Annotated in this window: 18 protein-coding genes; 9 read left to right on the plus strand and 9 right to left on the minus strand. The window is 66.0% G+C overall.

Annotated elements, in window-relative coordinates; translation table 11 throughout:
• Positions 1–22: 22 nt before the first annotated feature.
• The 3 genes from Q8L25_RS15280 to Q8L25_RS15290 are packed head-to-tail and all read right to left on the minus strand — an operon-like array spanning position 23 to position 3605.
• The gene (locus tag Q8L25_RS15280; protein ID WP_308925617.1) at positions 23–1588 is read right to left on the minus strand and encodes an AMP-binding protein; all 1566 of its coding nucleotides are present in this window, start codon (positions 1586–1588) and stop codon (positions 23–25) included.
• The gene (locus tag Q8L25_RS15285) at positions 1585–2739 is read right to left on the minus strand and encodes an acyl-CoA dehydrogenase family protein (protein ID WP_308925618.1); all 1155 of its coding nucleotides are present in this window, start codon (positions 2737–2739) and stop codon (positions 1585–1587) included. Before Q8L25_RS15285 ends, Q8L25_RS15280 begins: the two co-directional genes overlap by 4 nt.
• Positions 2740–2768: 29 nt before the next feature.
• Positions 2769–3605: an IclR family transcriptional regulator gene (locus Q8L25_RS15290; RefSeq protein ID WP_308925619.1), complete on the minus strand. Its 837-nt coding sequence runs from the start codon at positions 3603–3605 to the stop codon at positions 2769–2771.
• A gap of 207 nt (positions 3606–3812) precedes the next feature.
• On the opposite strand from Q8L25_RS15290, the gene Q8L25_RS15295 reads away from it, so the two are divergent.
• The 7 genes from Q8L25_RS15295 (at position 3813) to paoC (ending at position 10097) form a co-directional block, all read left to right on the plus strand.
• A complete protein-coding gene (locus Q8L25_RS15295) occupies positions 3813–4331 on the plus strand; it encodes a molybdopterin-dependent oxidoreductase (protein WP_308925620.1) in 519 nt (172 codons plus the stop codon).
• Positions 4332–4430: 99 nt separating this feature from the next.
• Complete coding sequence (locus Q8L25_RS15300; protein ID WP_308925621.1) at positions 4431–4988, plus strand: flavodoxin; 558 nt, start codon at positions 4431–4433, stop codon at positions 4986–4988.
• Between the two features lie 114 nt (positions 4989–5102).
• Positions 5103–5579 carry a cupin domain-containing protein gene (locus tag Q8L25_RS15305; protein ID WP_308925622.1) on the plus strand — a complete coding sequence of 159 codons (477 nt, stop codon included), beginning with the start codon at positions 5103–5105 and terminating at the stop codon, positions 5577–5579.
• Between the two features lie 82 nt (positions 5580–5661).
• Complete coding sequence (locus Q8L25_RS15310) at positions 5662–6300, plus strand: carboxymuconolactone decarboxylase family protein (protein ID WP_308925623.1); 639 nt, start codon at positions 5662–5664, stop codon at positions 6298–6300.
• Positions 6293–6925 carry an aldehyde dehydrogenase iron-sulfur subunit PaoA gene (paoA, locus tag Q8L25_RS15315; protein WP_308920166.1) on the plus strand — a complete coding sequence of 211 codons (633 nt, stop codon included), beginning with the start codon at positions 6293–6295 and terminating at the stop codon, positions 6923–6925. The genes Q8L25_RS15310 and paoA overlap by 8 nt, the downstream gene beginning before the upstream one ends.
• A complete protein-coding gene (locus Q8L25_RS15320; RefSeq protein ID WP_308920167.1) occupies positions 6922–7902 on the plus strand; it encodes a xanthine dehydrogenase family protein subunit M in 981 nt (326 codons plus the stop codon). Before paoA ends, Q8L25_RS15320 begins: the two co-directional genes overlap by 4 nt.
• On the plus strand, positions 7899–10097 hold the full coding sequence (paoC, locus tag Q8L25_RS15325; protein ID WP_308920168.1) for an aldehyde oxidoreductase molybdenum-binding subunit PaoC: 2199 nt from the start codon (positions 7899–7901) through the stop codon (positions 10095–10097). The genes Q8L25_RS15320 and paoC overlap by 4 nt, the downstream gene beginning before the upstream one ends.
• Here the strand turns inward: paoC and Q8L25_RS15330 are convergent.
• The 3 genes from Q8L25_RS15330 to Q8L25_RS15340 are packed head-to-tail and all read right to left on the minus strand — an operon-like array spanning position 10046 to position 12961.
• Positions 10046–11035 (minus strand): alpha/beta hydrolase, encoded by a 990-nt coding sequence (locus Q8L25_RS15330; protein ID WP_308920169.1) that lies wholly within the window; start codon positions 11033–11035, stop codon positions 10046–10048. The genes paoC and Q8L25_RS15330 overlap by 52 nt on opposite strands.
• Positions 11032–11886 (minus strand): alpha/beta hydrolase, encoded by an 855-nt coding sequence (locus tag Q8L25_RS15335; protein ID WP_308920170.1) that lies wholly within the window; start codon positions 11884–11886, stop codon positions 11032–11034. Before Q8L25_RS15335 ends, Q8L25_RS15330 begins: the two co-directional genes overlap by 4 nt.
• A 13-nt stretch (positions 11887–11899) precedes the next feature.
• Complete coding sequence (locus Q8L25_RS15340; RefSeq protein WP_308920171.1) at positions 11900–12961, minus strand: sugar phosphate isomerase/epimerase family protein; 1062 nt, start codon at positions 12959–12961, stop codon at positions 11900–11902.
• 127 nt (positions 12962–13088) lie between these two features.
• On the opposite strand from Q8L25_RS15340, the gene Q8L25_RS15345 reads away from it, so the two are divergent.
• Complete coding sequence (locus Q8L25_RS15345) at positions 13089–13703, plus strand: helix-turn-helix domain-containing protein (protein ID WP_308920172.1); 615 nt, start codon at positions 13089–13091, stop codon at positions 13701–13703.
• Between the two features lie 4 nt (positions 13704–13707).
• Here the strand turns inward: Q8L25_RS15345 and Q8L25_RS15350 are convergent, their stop codons facing one another.
• From Q8L25_RS15350 to Q8L25_RS15360, 3 genes are all read right to left on the minus strand, one after another.
• Positions 13708–14070 (minus strand): flagellar basal body protein, encoded by a 363-nt coding sequence (locus Q8L25_RS15350; protein ID WP_308920173.1) that lies wholly within the window; start codon positions 14068–14070, stop codon positions 13708–13710.
• A gap of 97 nt (positions 14071–14167) precedes the next feature.
• Positions 14168–14692, minus strand: a complete 525-nt coding sequence (locus Q8L25_RS15355) for a hypothetical protein (RefSeq protein ID WP_065307680.1) — start codon at positions 14690–14692, stop codon at positions 14168–14170.
• An 11-nt stretch (positions 14693–14703) separates the two neighbouring features.
• Positions 14704–15120: a BON domain-containing protein gene (locus Q8L25_RS15360; RefSeq protein WP_308920174.1), complete on the minus strand. Its 417-nt coding sequence runs from the start codon at positions 15118–15120 to the stop codon at positions 14704–14706.
• Positions 15121–15370: 250 nt separating this feature from the next.
• On the opposite strand from Q8L25_RS15360, the gene Q8L25_RS15365 reads away from it, so the two are divergent.
• Positions 15371–16468, plus strand: a complete 1098-nt coding sequence (locus tag Q8L25_RS15365) for a CocE/NonD family hydrolase (RefSeq protein WP_308920175.1) — start codon at positions 15371–15373, stop codon at positions 16466–16468.
• Positions 16469–16611: the final 143 nt, after the last annotated feature.

Raw genomic sequence — 16611 nt, forward strand, 5'->3', positions numbered from 1 at the left:
CGGCGTCTGGCGCAAATCTGTTTCAGTGATGGTCGTGCCGCTGCTGCGCCATCTGCCGCAGCTGTCCTTTCAATATTTTACCGGTGGCCGCCGCCGGCAGCGCCTCCATGACGATAATGGTGGAGGGGCATTTGTAGGGCGACAGCGTGCCGGCCAGCCAGGCCTGCAGCGCTTCCAAGGTGACCGGCTGGCGCGGATCGAGCTCCACATACGCCACCACGTCTTCGTTGCCATCGGCCGTGCGGCAGCCGACCACCGCCGACTGGACCACGGAAGGATGGGCGTTCAGCGCCGTTTCCACTTCCAGCGGATAGACATTGAAGCCCGATCGGATGATCAGTTCTTTCGTGCGTCCGACGATGAACAGCGCGCCGTCCTCGCCCTGGCGCGCCATGTCGCCCGTATTGAGCCAGCCGCCGTCGCGCATGGTGGCGGCCGTCATGGCCGGCTCGCGGTAATAGCCGGCCATCACGTTCGGTCCGCGCACCCACAGCTCGCCCGGCGTGCCGGTCGCGACGTCAACGCCATCGGCGTCGACAATGCGCGTTTCCACGCCCGGTATCGGCGCGCCGACCGAGTCATCCTGGCGCGGCGACTCCAGCCGCGTCTGGCTGATGGTGGGCGAGCTTTCCGTCATGCCGTAGCCATTGTGCAGCGCGGTGCCCAGCAGCTGCTCGACTTCCTGTTTCAGCGACGGCGCCAGCGGCGAGCCGCCCGCATAGGCAAAGCGCAGTTGCGTGACCAGCGGCGTGCCGGGGCCGCCCAGGGTCTGCAGCAGCTTGGCATACATGGCCGGCACGCCCTGCACGATGGTCAGGCCATCGTCCTTCAATGCGGACAACAATCCTTCGACCGAAAAGCGCGGCACCAGATACAAAGCCGCGCCGGCATGCAGCGTGCCGAGCGCCACCGACGCCAGGCCGTACACGTGTGAAATCGGCAGCACGCCATACACGCGATCTGGCTGTGTCAGGCCGCGCAGCTTGCCGGAGGTGGCGGCGATAAACAGCAGGTTACGATGCGTCAGCATCACGCCCTTGGGGTGGCCGGTGGTGCCGGTGGTGTAGATCAGCGCGGCCACCTGCCCGTTACCAGGCTGCGTCGCTTCCGCCACGGTGTTTTCGTTCAAGGGGCCGGCCAGCAGTTCGCCCATGCCGTCGACGGCGACCGTGATGCTGGCCGCGCGCTGCGCATGCGCCGCCGCCTCTTTTGACGATGCGTGCAGGTACAGCACGCGCCGCGCCGTGGAGTGGCTTGCGATGGTATCGATCTCGCGCGCCGACAGCCGCGCATTGACATTGACGGTCCAGGCGTCGATGCTGGCGCAGGCAAAAATCAGCGCCACCTGCAGCGCGCAGTTTTCGCCGACCACCATCAGGCGGTCGCCAGGGCGCACACCGAGCTCGCGCAGCAGGCGCGCCGCATCTTCGACGGCGTGCTGCAGCTGGGCATAGGTCCAGTGGCGGCCGCCTTCGTGCAGTGCCGGCGCGTCGGGCGTGCTGGCGGCCCAGCGCGCGGGGATGGCCGACAGGCGCGCCGGCAGGCTGGCCAGCAGGGCGGGGAGTTCCTCCGTCGCGGCCGCTGTCATTTTTGCGCTGCCTTGATCATGTTGCGGGCAATCACGATCTGCTGGATCTGCGTCGTGCCTTCGTAGATGCGGAACAGGCGCACGTCGCGGTAGAAGCGTTCGGCCGCGTATTCCGAAATATAGCCGGCGCCGCCGTGGATCTGCACCGAGCGGTCGGCCACCCGGCCGCACATCTCGGAAGCGAACAGCTTGCAGCACGACGCTTCGGTCGAAATATCTTCCTTGTTGTCGCGCCGCCGCGCGGCGTCCAGCACCATGCTGCGCGCCGCATAGATCTCGGCCTTGCTGTCGGCCAGCATGGCCTGGATCAATTGAAATTCGGCGATCGGCTGGCCGAACTGCTGGCGTTCCATGGCGTACGCCAGCGCGTCGGCCAGCATGCGTTCGGCCGCGCCCACGCAGACGGCGGCGATATGCAAACGGCCCTTGTCGAGCACTTTCATGGCGGTCTTGAAACCCACGCCTTCCTTGCCGCCGATAATGTTGGCGGCCGGTACGCGGCAGTTTTCAAAGATCACGTCGCAGGTATGCGCGCCCTGCTGGCCCATCTTTTTGTCGATCTTTCCTAAGGAAAGACCCGGCGTATCCTTCTCCACGATAAAGGCGGAAATCGCCGAGGCGCCCCGTTTGGTGGGGTCGGTACGGGCCATCACCGTAAAGATGCTGGCTTCGGGCGCATTGGTGATATAGCGCTTGCTGCCGTTCAGGATATAAAAGTCGCCATCGCGCACGGCCGTGGTGCGCAGGGATGCGGCGTCGGAACCGGAGCCCGCTTCCGTCAGCGCGAACGAGCCGATGATGTCGCCGGCCGCCAGTTTCGGCAGGTAGTGCTGTTTCTGCGCTTCCGTGCCGTCGATCACGATGCCCTGCGAGCCGATGCCGTTATTGGTGCCGATCAGCGAACGGAAGGCGGGCGAGGTGCGGGCGATCTCGAACGCCACGCGCACTTCCTCTTCCATGCTCAGTTGCAGGCCGCCGTAGGCTTCGGGGATCGACAGGCCGAACAGGCCCAGTTCACGCATCTGCGCCACGATGGCCGGCGGAATGGTGTCGGTCTCGGCCACCAGGTTTTCGTTCGGCACCAGCACTTCGCGCACGAAGCGGCTGATGCTGTCGAGCAGGATATTGAGGGTTTCTTCGTCGCGTATCATGGTTTCCTTGGTAGGGGATGAAGGGGCGCTTAGCCGCGGCCCAGATTGGATTCGATGGTTTTGACCAGCGCCACCAGGCGCGGACCGAGGTCGCTTTCGAGCTTCTCGCGCGACAGCAAAAAGGCGGGCCCGCCGCAATTGAAGGCCATCACCTGTTCGCCGTCGGCACCCAGCATCGGCACGCCCACGGCATGGATGTCGTTCTGCCATTCGCCGGCCGAGATGCAGAAGCCCCGGTCCTGGTAATCCCTGAAACCCTGCTCGATGCCGGCGCGGATGCGCGGCCAGCGTTCGGTGTCGTGCGTGCGCGCATGGTCCATCAGGTAGTCGCGTTCCGACTGCGGCAGGATGCACAGCAGGGCCTTGCCCATCGCCGTCGTCATCAGCGGGATGCGCGAGCCGACGTCCAGGCGCAGGGTGACATTGGCGCTGCTGCGGCAGGTTTCCACATACACCATGCTGAGGCGGTCGCGCGTGCCCATCGACACCGACGCCTGCGCGTGTTCGGCCAGTTCCTCCATCAGCGGGCGCGCCAGCTTGCGCACGTCCAGGTTCGACAGCATGCGGTAGCCCAGCGCCAGCACGCCGGCGCCCAGCTGGTACTTGCCCAGCTGCTCGGAGTAATTGAGGTAACCGAGTTTGGTCAGCGTATGGGTCAGGCGCGAAATCGTCGGTTTCGGGATCGCCGTGCGCCTGGCCATGTCGGCGTTCGACAGGTAGATTTCGCCGGGACGAAAGCAGCGCAGCACTTCCAGGCCACGCGCCAGCGCATTGACGAACTGGCGGTCCTTGCCTTCCTCGTCGTCGCTGAAAACGACGATGTCCGGATCGATAGCGGGTTGCAGGTGATTCATCTTGGCGTTCATTTTGTCTCGCTCCTGCAAATCAGTTTGCCTAGCCAGGCTGGCCATGTCAACCGTTTTGTGAAACATTCGTTCGCATAGCGGAATGGTGCGGCGCACGATTTTTGTCCGATTTTTGACCTGCGCGCGTCCTTTGCCGCTTGTCGCTTGAGCATCGTTATATACCACTGTATATTGCGATTGAGACGTTCAACCATCAGGAAAACCCGCATGTTGAGATTATTTCGTTGCATCCTGTTTGCCGCTCTGTTCGCCACCGCCACCGCCATCGCGGGCGACCAGATGAGTCACAGCCTGGCGGTCACCGGCATGGTGGAAAATCCGCTGGCCTTGAGCGTGGCCGACCTGCGCCAGTTGCCGGTAGCCGCAGGCGGCAAGCTCGATGTCACGCGCCATAATGGCGACAAGGCAGAGACCATCACCAGCTATCGGGGCGTGCGCCTGCGCGATATCATCGACCGGGCAGTGCTCGATGCGCCCGGCCACAACGACGTGAAAAAGCTGGCCATTATCGCCACCGCCACCGATGGCTACGCGGTGGTGTTTTCATGGGGCGAGCTGTACAACTCGCCGGCCGGCGAGGGCGTGGTGGTCTACTTTGAAAAGAACGGCAAGGCGCTCGGCGAGAACGATGGCGAGATCGCGCTGATCTCGGCGCGCGATATCCGCACCGGGCCGCGCCATGTCAAGTGGCTCAAGGCGATCGAGGTGCGCAAGCTGGTGGATTGATTAGCCGCGCTAATAACGGCATCCTTTGAAACGCGGCTAATCAAATCGTCTTGCGGCCCTTACAGTGTGATCTTCATCATCCTGTAGAGGAGGGCCGCCATGTCAGTCAACAACCCCGGCCGCCGCGCCGTGATGGCGGGGCTGGCCGCCTTGCCGTTTGGCGAAGTGGCGCAAGCGGATGCAAACTCGCGCGTGCTGGTGGCGTACTTTTCGCGTTCGGGCAATACCCGCGTCATCGCCGGCGTGATCGAACGCGCGCGGCGCACCGCACTGTTCGAAATCCGTCCCGCGCGGCCGTATCCGGCGGACTATTTCGAGACCGTCGAACAGGCGCGCCAGGAACGCGACCGTGGCGACCTGCCGCCGCTGGCCGGCAAGCTGGCCGATATGGCCGCGTACACCACGGTCTACCTTGGCTTTCCCGTGTGGGGCGAAACCGTGCCGCCGGCCGTGCGCACCTTTTTGTCGTTGCATGACTGGCGCGGCAAGACCCTGATCCCGTTTATTACCCATGGCGGCTACGGCGCCGGCGATTGCGCGGCCCAGCTGGCGCGGCGCGCGACAGGCGCCACGATATTGCCGGCCTTTGTGCTGGAAGCGGACCAGGAGCGCCGCACCACCACGCAGGTCACGACATGGCTGGACAAGCCCGATTGATTAGCGCAGCTAATAAGGCCATGCGACATACAGGCATATTCGCACGATAGCGCAGCCGCTATATTGGTCGCCAGACCATCGGCGATACGCCCTGAACGCAAAAGGAGCCCCTCCATGAAACATATCCTGCCCTGCGCACTGCTGGCGGCCACCAGCCTGGCCAGCGGTTTTTCGCACGCGCAGCAAGCGGCGCAAACCATCACGGCGACCAGCGCCGTGCCTCCCGCGGCCGGGCCGGCCGAGTATTTCACGGGCCAGGTGCGCGTACGGATGCTGTCGCCGGCCAACGCGCAGATCAATGCGAGCAGCGCCTATGTCACCTTCGAGCCCGGCGCGCGCTCGGCCTGGCATACCCACCCGCGTGGCCAGTACCTGATCGTCACGGCTGGCGCCGGCCTGACCCAGGAATGGGGCAAGCCGGTGCAGCCGCTGCATGAGGGCGATGTGGTGTGGTGCCCGCCCGGTGTCAAGCACTGGCATGGCGCGGCGCCCGGCAGCGCGCTCACGCATATCGCGCTGACCGGCACGCTGGACGGCAAATCGGTGCAATGGATGGAGAAAGTCAGCGATGAACAATATCTATCGAACTAAGTGGCCACGCGCCTTGCTGCTGGCGCTGGCTTTGGCGGCCGGTCAACATGCCGCCGCACAAACAACCCTGGAGAAGACCAGCATGCAAACAGCACAGACACTCTCGCCGAAGCAGCAGGCCATCGCACCGATCGCGGCCTTCATGGCTTCCGGCCAGATGGCGCAGCTGCAAACGGCCTTGGGCCAGGGACTGGACGCCGGCTTGAGCGTCAACGACTGCAAGGAGATCCTGGTGCAGCTGTACGCGTATGCCGGTTTTCCGCGCAGCCTGAATGCGCTCAATGCCCTGATGGCGGTGCTGGAACAGCGCAAGGCGCGTGGCATCGAGGATGCACAAGGAATCGAGTCCGAACCGGCGCCCGAAGGCGAGGCGCTGCTGGCGGCGGGCACCGCCAACCAGACGCGCCTGGTCGGCGCGCCGGTCCAGGGCCCCGTGTTTGCGTTCGCGCCGCAGATCGACCGCTATCTGAAAACGCATCTGTTCGGCGATATTTTTGCGCGCAGCAATCTCGACTGGCAAAGCCGGGAACTGGCCACCGTCGCCGCCCTGGCCGCCATGAGCGGGGTCGAGGCGCAGCTGCTATCGCATGTGAAGGTCAGCCTGAATGTGGGCTTGAGCGTGCCGCAACTGCGGCAATTCTTCGCCGTGCTGGCCGAGCAAGGCAGCCCCGAGGCGGCGCAACGGGCGCAAGCCGCACTGCAGAAAGCCGGCCATGAATGATTTCAGCGATATCAGGATCAGCCGGCGCGGCCTGTTGAAGGCGGGCGCGGTGCTGGGCAGTGTGCCAGCCCTGGGACTGGCGCAGGCGGGCAGCGGCGCTACCGCCGCCGCGCCCGTGATGGCCAAGGTGTCATTCACCGTGAACGGCCAGCCGCAGCAGCTGGAAGTGGACACCCGTACCACCTTGCTCGACGTGCTGCGCGAGCGGCTGCACCTGACCGGCACCAAGAAGGGTTGCGACCATGGCCAGTGCGGCGCCTGCACCATCCTGCTCGACGGGCGCCGCATCAATGCCTGCCTGAGCCTGGCCGTCATGCACGAAGGCGCGCGGATCACCACCATCGAGGGGCTCGGTACGCCGGCCAAGCTGCATCCGATGCAGGCGGCGTTTATCCGGCATGACGGCTACCAGTGCGGCTACTGTACCCCGGGCCAGATCTGTTCGGCCGTCGCCGTGCTCGACGAAATCAGGCGCGGCGTGCCCAGCCATGTGAGCGCCAGCCTGACCGAACAGCCGCTATTGAGCGTCGACGAAATCCGCGAGCGCATGAGCGGCAATCTGTGCCGCTGCGGCGCGTATTCGAATATCGTCGAGGCCATCAGCGAAGCGGGAGGCCAGCCATGAGAGCATTCAGCTATCAGCGCGCCACCTCGGCGGCGGAAGCGGCGGTTGCGGCGCAGCGCACTGCCGGCGCGCGCTTTATCGCCGGCGGCACCAATCTGCTGGATCTGATGAAGCTGGAAATCGAGACGCCCGGCCACCTGGTCGACGTCAATGGCCTCGGTTTTGACCGCATCGACGCCACGCCGGACGGTGGCTTGCGCATCGGCGCGCTGGTGCGCAATACCGATCTGGCGGCGGACCCGCGCGTGCGCCGCGATTACGGCGTCCTGTCGCGCGCCTTGCTGGCCGGCGCCTCGGGCCAGCTGCGCAACAAGGCCACCACCGCCGGCAACCTGCTGCAGCGCACGCGCTGCGCGTATTTCTACGACACCAATCAACCGTGCAACAAGCGGGTGCCGGGCAGCGGCTGTTCCGCCATCGCCGGCGCCAGCCGCCAGCATGCGGTCATCGGCGGCAGCGCCGCGTGCATCGCCACCCACCCCAGCGACATGGCGGTGGCGATGCGGCTGCTGGACGCCGGCGTGGAAACCGTGCGCGCCGGCGGCGCCACGCGCGTGATCCCGATCGCCGATTTTTACCGGCCGCCCGGCGACACGCCGCAGCTGGAAACGGTGCTGGAAGCGGGCGAGCTGATTACCGGCGTGACCCTGCCGCCGCCACTCGGTGGCGTGCATCTCTACCGCAAGGTGCGCGACCGCGCGTCCTATGCGTTCGCGCTGGTGTCGGTGGCGGCCGTGGTCCAGCCTGACGGCAGCGGCAGGGTGGCGCTGGGCGGCGTGGCGCACCAGCCGTGGCGCATGGCGGCAGCGGACAGCCAGCTGGCGCAGGGCGCCACGGCGGTGGCCGCGACCCTGCTGGCAGGCGCGCGCCCGACGCACGACAATGCGTTCAAGATCACGCTGGTGGAACGCACCCTGGCAGCGGTGCTGCTGGACGCCCGCGATGATGTCCGCGAACACAGGAGCAAGCAAGCATGAAATTCGATACGCCGGCAGTACGCAATCCCATCGACCGCCTGAAGGTGGTCGGCAAAGCCACGCCACGCATCGACGGCCCCCTGAAAACCACGGGCCAGGCGCCCTACGCCTACGAGCAGCATGCGGCCGCACCCGGCGCCGTGTATGGCTATATCGTCGGCGCCGCGATCGCCAAGGGCCGCATCGAGGCGATTGACCATGTTGCCGCCAGCGCCGCGCCCGGCGTGCTGGGCGTGGTCACGGCACAGAATGCGGGCAAGCTCGATGTCGGCGCCTTTTATGTGGCGCGGGCGCTGGCCGGGCCCGAGGTCGACCATTATCACCAGGCGGTGGCCATCGTGGTGGCGCAAACCTTTGAACAGGCGCGCGCCGCCGCCGGGCTGGTGCGCGTGCGCTATGCGCGCGGCGAAGGCGCATTCGACCTGGCGCTGGCCAAGGAAACGGCGCAGCTGCTGCCGGCCAAGCCCGCGCAAGCGTCCGGCATCGGCGACTTCGACGGCGCCTTTGCCGGTGCACCCGTCACGGTGGACGCGATGTATACGACGCCGGACCACGCGCACGCCATGATGGAGCCGCATGCGACGATCGCCTCGTGGAGCGGCGACCAGCTGACCCTGTGGACGGCGATCCAGCTGGTGGGCTGGGGTCTGCGCGACATCGCCAAAATCCTCGGCATGCCGAAAGAAAACGTGCGCATCGTCGCGCCCTTTATCGGCGGCGGCTTTGGCGGCAAGGGCTCGATCCTGTGCGACGCCGTGCTGGCCGCCGTCGCCGCAAAACAGGTGGGGCGTCCGGTAAAAGTGGCCTTGCAGCGCGCGCTGATGTTCAATAACACCACCCACCGCGCCGCCACCATCCAGCGCATCCGCATCGGCGCCACCCGCGACGGCAAGATCACGGCGATCGGCCACGAAAGCTGGTCCGGCAACCTGGGTGAACGCCCCGAGGCCGCGACGGCGCCCACGCGCATCCTGTACGCGGGCGCCAACCGCATGACGCGCTTGCGCGTGGCCCACCTGGACTTGCCCGAGGCGAGCGCCATGCGCGCGCCGGGCGAGGCGCCTGGCATGATGGCGCTGGAAATCGCGATGGACGAGCTGGCCGAAAAGCTGGCCCTGGATCCGGTGGCCTTGCGCATCCTGAACGACACGCAGGTCGACCCGGAGTCGCCCGGCAAGCCGTTTTCGCGGCGCCAGCTGGTCGAATGTTTGCAGATGGGCGCGCAGAAATTTGGCTGGGACCAGCGCAGCGCCACGCCTGCCGCGCGCCGCGAAGGGCGCTGGCTGGTCGGCATGGGCATGGCCTCGGCCATCCGCGGCGCGCCCGTGATCAAGTCGGCCGCCCGCGTCAGCCTGGGCAAGGATGGCGGCGTGACGGTGGAAACCGACATGACCGATATCGGCACCGGCAGCTACACGATCCTGGCGCAGACGGCGGCCGAGATGCTGGGCGTGCCGCTGTCCACGGTGGTGGTGCGCCTTGGAGATTCGCGCTTTCCCGAAGGCGCCGGTTCCGGCGGCCAGTTCGGCGCGGCCTCGTCGACGGCCGGCGTGTATGCGGCCTGCGTCAAGCTGCGCGCCATGGTGGCGCAGCGCCTCGGTTTCGGTGCCGGCGAGTTGGAATTTGCCGACGGGCGCGTGCGTTCGGGAGGCAATAGCCGGCCGCTGCTTGACGCCGTGGCACAGGGCGAACTGCAGGCCGAGGATGCGATGGAGTACGGCGACTTGTCGAAACGCTATGCGCAGCAGACCTTTGCCGCGCATTTTGTCGAGGTGGGGGTGGACGCCGCCACCGGCGAGATCCGCATCCGGCGCATGCTGGCCGTCTGCGCGGCGGGGCGCATCATCAACCCGATGGCCGCGCGCAGCCAGATCATCGGCGGCATGACCATGGGCGCCGGTGCGGCATTGATGGAGGAACTGGTGGTCGACCGGCGCGCCGGCTTCTTTGTCAACCACGACCTGGCCGGTTACGAGGTGCCGGTGCACGCCGATATCCCGCACCAGGACGTGATCTTCCTCGATGAAGTCGATGCCACCATCGGCCCCCTGAAAGCCAAGGGCGTGGGCGAGCTCGGTATCAGCGGCGTGCCGGCGGCGATCGCCAACGCCGTCTACAACGCCACCGGCGTGCGCGTGCGCGATTATCCGATCACGCTCGATAAATTGCTGGCGCACCTGCCGCCGGTCGCCTGAGCGGCAAACCGGCGCCTGATGGCGGCGCCCGCCGCATCGAACAGCCCGCGCGCGGCCGGCGCCAGGCCCAGCATATGGATGCACGCGTGGATCATGCCTGGCAGTGACACGCAATCGGCCGCCACGCCAGATTCGAACAGACGCTGCGCATACGCCACGCCCTCGTCATGCAGCGGGTCGTATGCGCACACCAGCACGGTGGCCGGCGGCAAACCGGCCACCGACGCCGCGCGCAGCGGCGAGGCAAGGGCGCTGGCGCCATCGTCAGCGCCGGTCAGGTAGGTCGACCAGCAAAAGCGCATCGCTTCGCGCGTCAGCGAATAACCGTCCGCAAACGCATGGTATGAGGCCGTATCGAATGCATGATCGAGCGCCGGATACAGCAGCAGCTGGTGCGCCAGCACAGGGCCGCCACGCTCGCGCGCCAGCAGCGCCGCCGCTGCCGCCAGGTTGCCGCCGGCGCTGTCGCCGGCGACGATCAACTGGTCCGCGGCGATGCCGAGCGTGTCCGCTTGGCATGCCACCCAGCATAGCGCCCGGTAAAAGTCATCGAGCGGCACGGGGAACTTGTGCTCGGGCGCCAGCCGGTAATCGACCGAGAACACCGCGCAGCCGGTGGCGTTGGCCAGCGCGCGGCACGGGTTGTCATACAGCTCCAGCGACCCCAGGCACCAGCCGCCGCCATGCGCAAAAACGATGGCGGCCAAAGTGCTGCCCGGGTCCGTGCCGGCCGGCCGATACGCGCGCACGCGCAATGCAGGGTCTCCCGGCAGCACGCCGGGCACCGAATGATCGCGCACGTCCGCCACGGCTTCCAGCGGTCCGTGCAGCTGGCGCAGGCCGGCGTCGGTGGCCGCGCGCAGTGCGTCCAGCGTGGCCGGCGGCGCGGCATTGCCGGTCTGCGCCAGATACGCGGCGATCAAGGGATCGAGGCTCATGCGGACGCTCCCGCCAGGAAGGGCAGCAAATGGCCGATAAACGCGGCCGGCTGTTCTTCCATGATGAAGTGGCCGCAGTCGGCCACGATGGCGCCTTGCAGATCGTCGGCCTTGCCCTGCATGGTCAGCAGCGGCGCATCGTTGGTGGCGTATTCGGCGCCGATGGCCAGCACCGGCATCGCCAACGGTGTCTTCGCCCGTTCCAGGTTCTGGCGGATGGTCTCCGGGATTGCCCGGTAATACGCGAAGCCGGCGCGCAGGGCGCCCGCCGTGGCGTAGGCCTCCGCATACACGTCCACGGCCACCTGGTCGCGGCGGTACGACCATTTGTCGAAGATGAAGCGGATGTACTCACGCTCCCTGCCGGCCGTGAGCATTTCCGGCAGGTCGGGCACCTGGTTGAACATGAAGTGCCATAAAAAGATATTGTCGGCCGGCGCCACAAAGATCGGCGGGGCCGGCGCCAGGCCCGGTATCACCGCTTCCGTCAGCGCCAGTTTCGTCACGGCCTGCGGAAAATCGCTGGCCAGCGCATAGCCGACCCACATGCCGATATCGTGGCCGACCACGTCGTATTGCGCGTGACCCAGCGCCAGCATGGCCTGGTGCAGGGTGGCGGCGACGGCGCCCGTGTCGTAGCCGCCGGCGGGGCGGTCGGAGTGGCCGCTGCCGGGCGGATCGATGGCGATCGCCTGGTAGCCGGCGTCTGCCAGCGCCGCCATCACATGGCGCCAGGCATACCAGGTCTGCGGCCAGCCGGGAATCAGCAGCACGGGCTTGCCGCTGCCGGCGATGACGCAGTGCAGGCGTTGTTGATGGATGCGGACATAGTCATGGGTAAAGTCGTTCATCTTGATTCCTGGTTCAGTTGCGGTGGATGCCGAGCAGGCGGTCGATCTGTTGGCGGCTGACGGGCGCGCCGGCGAAGTCGTCGAAAATCTTGTCCGTGACGGGAATGATGTGGGCGTTGATAAAGGCCACGCCTTCGCGCGCACCCGCCTCCTGGTCCTTCAGGCAGCATTCCCATTCCAGCGTGGCCCAGCCGGCGTAGTCGTATTGCGCCATCTTTGAAAAGATGGCCTTGAAGTCGACCTGGCCATCGCCCAGCGAGCGGAAGCGTCCGGCGCGGTTTTCCCAGGACTGGTAGCCGCCGTAGATGCCTTGCCGGCCGCTCGGATTGAACTCGGCGTCCTTCACATGGAACATGCGGATATGGTCTTTATAGATATCGATGAAATCGAGGTAGTTCAATTGCTGCAGCACGAAGTGGCTGGGGTCGAACAGCATCTTGCAGCGCGGATGGCGCCCGACGCGCTCGTAAAACATCTCGAAGCTGGCGCCGTCGTGCAGGTCTTCGCTGGGGTGGATCTCGTAGCACAGGTTGACGCCCTGTTCCTCGCACACGTCGAGGATGGGCAGCCAGCGGCGCGCCAGTTCGTCGAAGGCCGCTTCAATCAGGCCGGGCGGGCGCTGCGGAAACGGGAACAGGTAGGGCCAGGCGAAGGAGCCGGAAAACGTGCCCATGTCGGTCAGGCCCAGGCGCTTCGAGGCCATCGCCGCCAGCTTGATGCGTTCGATCGCCCACGCCGTGCGTGCGTCTGGCTGGCCTTGCAGTTCCGGCGGCGCGAAGCTGTCGCACAGCGCGTCGTAGGCCGGGTGCACGGCCACCAGCTGGCCGAAGATATGGGTGGTCAGTTCGCTGATGACCAGGCCATGGCCGGCCAGCATGGCGACCAGATCGTCGCAGTATTGCTGGCTGTGCGCGGCCTGCGCCACGTCGAACAGGCGGGCGTCCCAGGCGGGGATCTGCAGGGCCTTGAAGCCCAGGCCGGCGGCCCAGGCGGCAATCGATGGCAGGTCGTGGAAAGGGGCGGTATCGGCGGCAAATTGCGCCAGGTGCAAGCTTGGTCCCTGGATGGTTTTCATATCGGCTCCTATTGTTTGTCGATCGACAAAGAATAGGCGAAATTCTTGCCCCGGTCAAGCCCTGTGGCAAAAATCGCAGCGCGCAGGCGTTATACTGGCTGCCAGTTTTGCAAAGGGATACAGCACCATGGCAGGAAGACCGAGGGAATTTGACCGCGCGCTGGCGCTGGAAAAAGCGCGCGACGCGTTCTGGGCGCGCGGCTATGAAGGGGTGGCGATGAGCGACCTGGTGGAGGCGCTGGGCATTGCGTCGGCGCGTATCTACGCGGCGTTCGGTTCAAAGGAAGCGTTGTTTCGCGAAGCGGTGGAGCTGTATGAAACGGGCGAGGGCGCATTTGCCGTGCATGCGCTGGCAGCACCGTTGCCGGTGCGCGAGGCGGTGGCGCGCATGCTGGAAGCGGCCGTGCTGCTGTACACGCGGGCCGGCCAGCCGCAGGGCTGCATGGTGGTGACGGCGGCCACCAATACCAGCGCCGGCAACGACGGCATCCGCGACTGGCTGGCGCAGCACCGGCGCGCGCGCACCGAGGCGGTGATCGAGCGGCTGCGCGCGGCGCAGGCGGCGGGGGAATTAACGGCGGAAACGGATGTGCAGGCGCTGGGCGACTGCTATGCGGCGTTGCTGCATGGCTTGTCGGTGCAGGCCAGGGATGGCGTGCCGGCCGAACGGCTGCTGGCGCTGATCGCGCCGGCGCTGGCGGCGCTCGACCAGGCTGGCATATCGATAGCCGCTGAAAAGTAACAGCTCAGGTCTTGACGTCGATCAGGCTGTCCAGCGCCTGGTCGGCCGCTTTCACGACATTGGCCGACAGATTGAAGCCGGCCTTGTAGACCAGGGTGTCGGTCAGCTCCGACGCCAGCCCCACGCCGTTCGGGCGGCTGGCGGCGCTGGCGTCCGCCGGGCCAGGGGTGTTTTCGCTGGCCGACAGCCGGCGCCCCTCGGCGGACAGGGTCACGCCCGTGCCGGCCGGGCTGCTTTCCTGGAACTGGGCGCGCTGCGGCTGGAAGCCCGGTGTATTGGCGTTGGCGACATTGTTGGCGGCCACGTCCAGCGCGCGCTGGTTGGCGGTCAGCCCTGCGGTGCCGGTGGTGAGGGCGGAGATGGACATGGTGGCTCCCTGGAATATGCCGCCAGTTTACTCCTGTTTGGCTTGCCCATGAAAAATGCCACCCGCAGGTGGCATTCTGAAATCATGCAGCAGCGACTCAGGTCGGTGCGTGCGATTCCGAGGTCGACTTGATGTCATGCGCGTTGGCGCGCTCGAAGATTTCCTTGACGACCTTGATCTGGTCCGACGATTCGGTATGCACCGAGATCAGAATATTGCCGTTGCGAACCTTGTCATCATACTGCTTGGCTTCCAGTTCCGGAATGCCCATGCCGACCAAGCCGCCAACGATGCCGCCCGCCGCGCCGCCGATGGCCGCGCCACCGAGCGCCGCCATGATCGGGCCGGCCGCGATGAAGGGACCGACACCGGGGATCGCCAGCGAGCCGATGCCGACCAGCCAGCCGAGCACGGCGCCCGTGCCCATGCCGGCCACGCCGCCGGTGGCTGCGCCTTCCGGCATTTTGGTATTTTGCTCATGGGCGAAATCGCGGGTGCCGGTCTTGTCCGGAAAGAGTACCGAGATATCGTTGTTCGAGAAGCCGGCGTCTTTCAGCGAGTTGACGATGACTTCGGCTTGGGTGTGTTCCTGGGCGATGCAATAAACGGCGTTCTTGCTCATGGTGTATCTCCTTAGTTGGTTTTAATGTCGAGTTTGTTGTCGATGCTGTGCACGCCGGCCAGCGGCTTGATCAGTTCTTCAATTCTGGTTTTTTCCTCGGCCGATTTGACCGGGCCGCGCAGTGTCACGACGCCGTTTTTCACGAGGATTTTCACGTTATGGGCAGTGGTTGACAGCGACTCGTCCTTGACCACGGCCTTGCGCGCTTCGGCCAGCAGGGTGCGGTCAGTCTTGGCGTTCGACTGTTTTTGCGGCGTCTGGCTGGCGTTGCCCTTGTCGCGTTCGTTCATGTCCGAATTGTCGGCGGCCGGGCTGGCCACGCCAGGTTTGCTTTGATCATTGGCATGCGGCGCCGTTTGCGCCGTGGCGATCGAGGCGCTGCACGCCAGTGCCAGCGTCAGGCTGATAAGTTTGATTGCATTGCGCATTCCATGCTCCTTGTAAGTACCGGCGGTTGTTGTGCCGAGAACTTCAGCATAGAGCAGGCAAGATTGACACGGTGTTAAGTACTTCACCTTGCGGCGAAGTAAATGAAAATGACCGCTGCGAAAAAAAGTTTCTGGCGATAATTGTTTAATATTGCTTTGCGTAAGCTCCGGACTAGACTCGACACAACTGTCTGCCTTGCCTCTGGAGTGCCGCATTTTTCCGCCCGTTTGCCGCCTGTTGCTCTGCATCTTGTCCAGCCTGCCCTTGTTCGCCCGTGCACTGCCTTTGCCGCTCGACGCGCGCCTGCGCGAAGAAATCATCATGGTGCCGTCCGGCGAGGGCGGCCGCGAACAGCTGGAAACGACCGTGTTCCGGCCGCCCGGCCCCGGGCCGTTTCCGCTGCTGCTGATGAATCATGGCAAGCAGCCCGGGCCGGCGCGGCAGCAGCCGCGCGATCGCTTCATCTATATGTCCACCGAATTCGTGCGCCGTGGCTACGCCGTGATGCTGCCGATGCGCGCCGGGTATGCCGGCTCGACGGGCGCCTACCGCGACCATGGCTGCGACATGGCGGCCAATGCGGCCGGCCAGGCGCGCGACGTGGACGATGCGCTGGCCTATGCGCGGCGCCAGGACTGGGTCGATACGAGCCGCATCGTCGTCGCAGGCCAGTCGTATGGCGGCCTGGCGGCGCTGTCGCTGGCCACGCAGGCCTTGTCCGGCGTGCGCGGCGTGCTCAATTTTGCCGGCGGCCTGCGCGTCGATGACGGTGCCTGCGACTGGCAGGCGGCGTTGAAGCAGGCCTTTGCCGCCTTGGGCGCAGCCAGCCGGGTACCCAGCCTGTGGCTGTATGGCGAGAACGATGGCTATTTCGCGCCGCCGCTGGTGCGCCGCCTGTACCGGGCCTATACGGCCGCGGGCGGCCAGGCCGAGCTGTTCGCCTATGGCGCCTTCAGGCGCGATGCGCACCTGACCCTGGGCAGCCGCGACGGCGTGGACGTGTGGCTGGCGCCCACCGAACGCTTCCTGCGCCGTATCGGAATGCCTGCCGCGCCGGTGGTGGCACTGCCCGAACCGGCGCCGCCGCCGGCCACGCGGTTCGCCAGCCGCGGCGATATCGGCGCCGTGCCCTACCTGGCCGAAACGGGCCGCGCCGCCTACCGGGTTTTTCTCGGCAAGCTGCAGCCGCGCGCGTTTGCCGTCTCGGCCAGCGGCGCCTGGGGCTGGGCCGAGGAGGGCGAAAGCCCGGCGCTGCGGGCGCTCGATTCCTGCCAGCAAGGCAGCAGCGCGCCCTGTCATTTATATATGGTTGATGACAGCGTGGTGTGGCCGGCGGGCGGGCAATAAGGCCGCGCGTACGATAAGAGTTCGTGAAAACGGCGGCGGGCGAATATACTATCGGAAATAACGGACGGCGCAAGCCGTCCAGGCAGGCCTGCTGCGACTGCCCGCTTCGATATAATCGGAGCAGGCCAACCCATCACTTGAGA

Origin of the sequence: Janthinobacterium sp. J1-1 (assembly GCF_030944405.1) — a bacterium.
In the GTDB taxonomy this organism is placed as follows: domain Bacteria; phylum Pseudomonadota; class Gammaproteobacteria; order Burkholderiales; family Burkholderiaceae_D; genus Janthinobacterium.

What these genes read in the sequence shown, in the direction of transcription:
- Q8L25_RS15335 (WP_308920170.1), bottom strand. Translation starts at nt 11,886, where the DNA reads ATGAACGACTTTACCCATGACTATGTCCGCATCCATCAACAACGCCTG.
- Q8L25_RS15345 (WP_308920172.1), top strand. Translation starts at nt 13,089, where the DNA reads ATGGCAGGAAGACCGAGGGAATTTGACCGCGCGCTGGCGCTGGAAAAA.
- Q8L25_RS15295 (WP_308925620.1), top strand. Translation starts at nt 3,813, where the DNA reads ATGTTGAGATTATTTCGTTGCATCCTGTTTGCCGCTCTGTTCGCCACC.
- Q8L25_RS15305 (WP_308925622.1), top strand. Translation starts at nt 5,103, where the DNA reads ATGAAACATATCCTGCCCTGCGCACTGCTGGCGGCCACCAGCCTGGCC.
- Q8L25_RS15360 (WP_308920174.1), bottom strand. Translation starts at nt 15,120, where the DNA reads ATGCGCAATGCAATCAAACTTATCAGCCTGACGCTGGCACTGGCGTGC.
- Q8L25_RS15300 (WP_308925621.1), top strand. Translation starts at nt 4,431, where the DNA reads ATGTCAGTCAACAACCCCGGCCGCCGCGCCGTGATGGCGGGGCTGGCC.
- Q8L25_RS15280 (WP_308925617.1), bottom strand. Translation starts at nt 1,588, where the DNA reads ATGACAGCGGCCGCGACGGAGGAACTCCCCGCCCTGCTGGCCAGCCTG.
- Q8L25_RS15330 (WP_308920169.1), bottom strand. Translation starts at nt 11,035, where the DNA reads ATGAGCCTCGATCCCTTGATCGCCGCGTATCTGGCGCAGACCGGCAAT.
- Q8L25_RS15355 (WP_065307680.1), bottom strand. Translation starts at nt 14,692, where the DNA reads ATGAGCAAGAACGCCGTTTATTGCATCGCCCAGGAACACACCCAAGCC.
- Q8L25_RS15350 (WP_308920173.1), bottom strand. Translation starts at nt 14,070, where the DNA reads ATGTCCATCTCCGCCCTCACCACCGGCACCGCAGGGCTGACCGCCAAC.
- Q8L25_RS15290 (WP_308925619.1), bottom strand. Translation starts at nt 3,605, where the DNA reads ATGAACGCCAAGATGAATCACCTGCAACCCGCTATCGATCCGGACATC.
- paoA (WP_308920166.1), top strand. Translation starts at nt 6,293, where the DNA reads ATGAATGATTTCAGCGATATCAGGATCAGCCGGCGCGGCCTGTTGAAG.
- paoC (WP_308920168.1), top strand. Translation starts at nt 7,899, where the DNA reads ATGAAATTCGATACGCCGGCAGTACGCAATCCCATCGACCGCCTGAAG.
- Q8L25_RS15310 (WP_308925623.1), top strand. Translation starts at nt 5,662, where the DNA reads ATGCAAACAGCACAGACACTCTCGCCGAAGCAGCAGGCCATCGCACCG.
- Q8L25_RS15340 (WP_308920171.1), bottom strand. Translation starts at nt 12,961, where the DNA reads ATGAAAACCATCCAGGGACCAAGCTTGCACCTGGCGCAATTTGCCGCC.
- Q8L25_RS15285 (WP_308925618.1), bottom strand. Translation starts at nt 2,739, where the DNA reads ATGATACGCGACGAAGAAACCCTCAATATCCTGCTCGACAGCATCAGC.
- Q8L25_RS15320 (WP_308920167.1), top strand. Translation starts at nt 6,922, where the DNA reads ATGAGAGCATTCAGCTATCAGCGCGCCACCTCGGCGGCGGAAGCGGCG.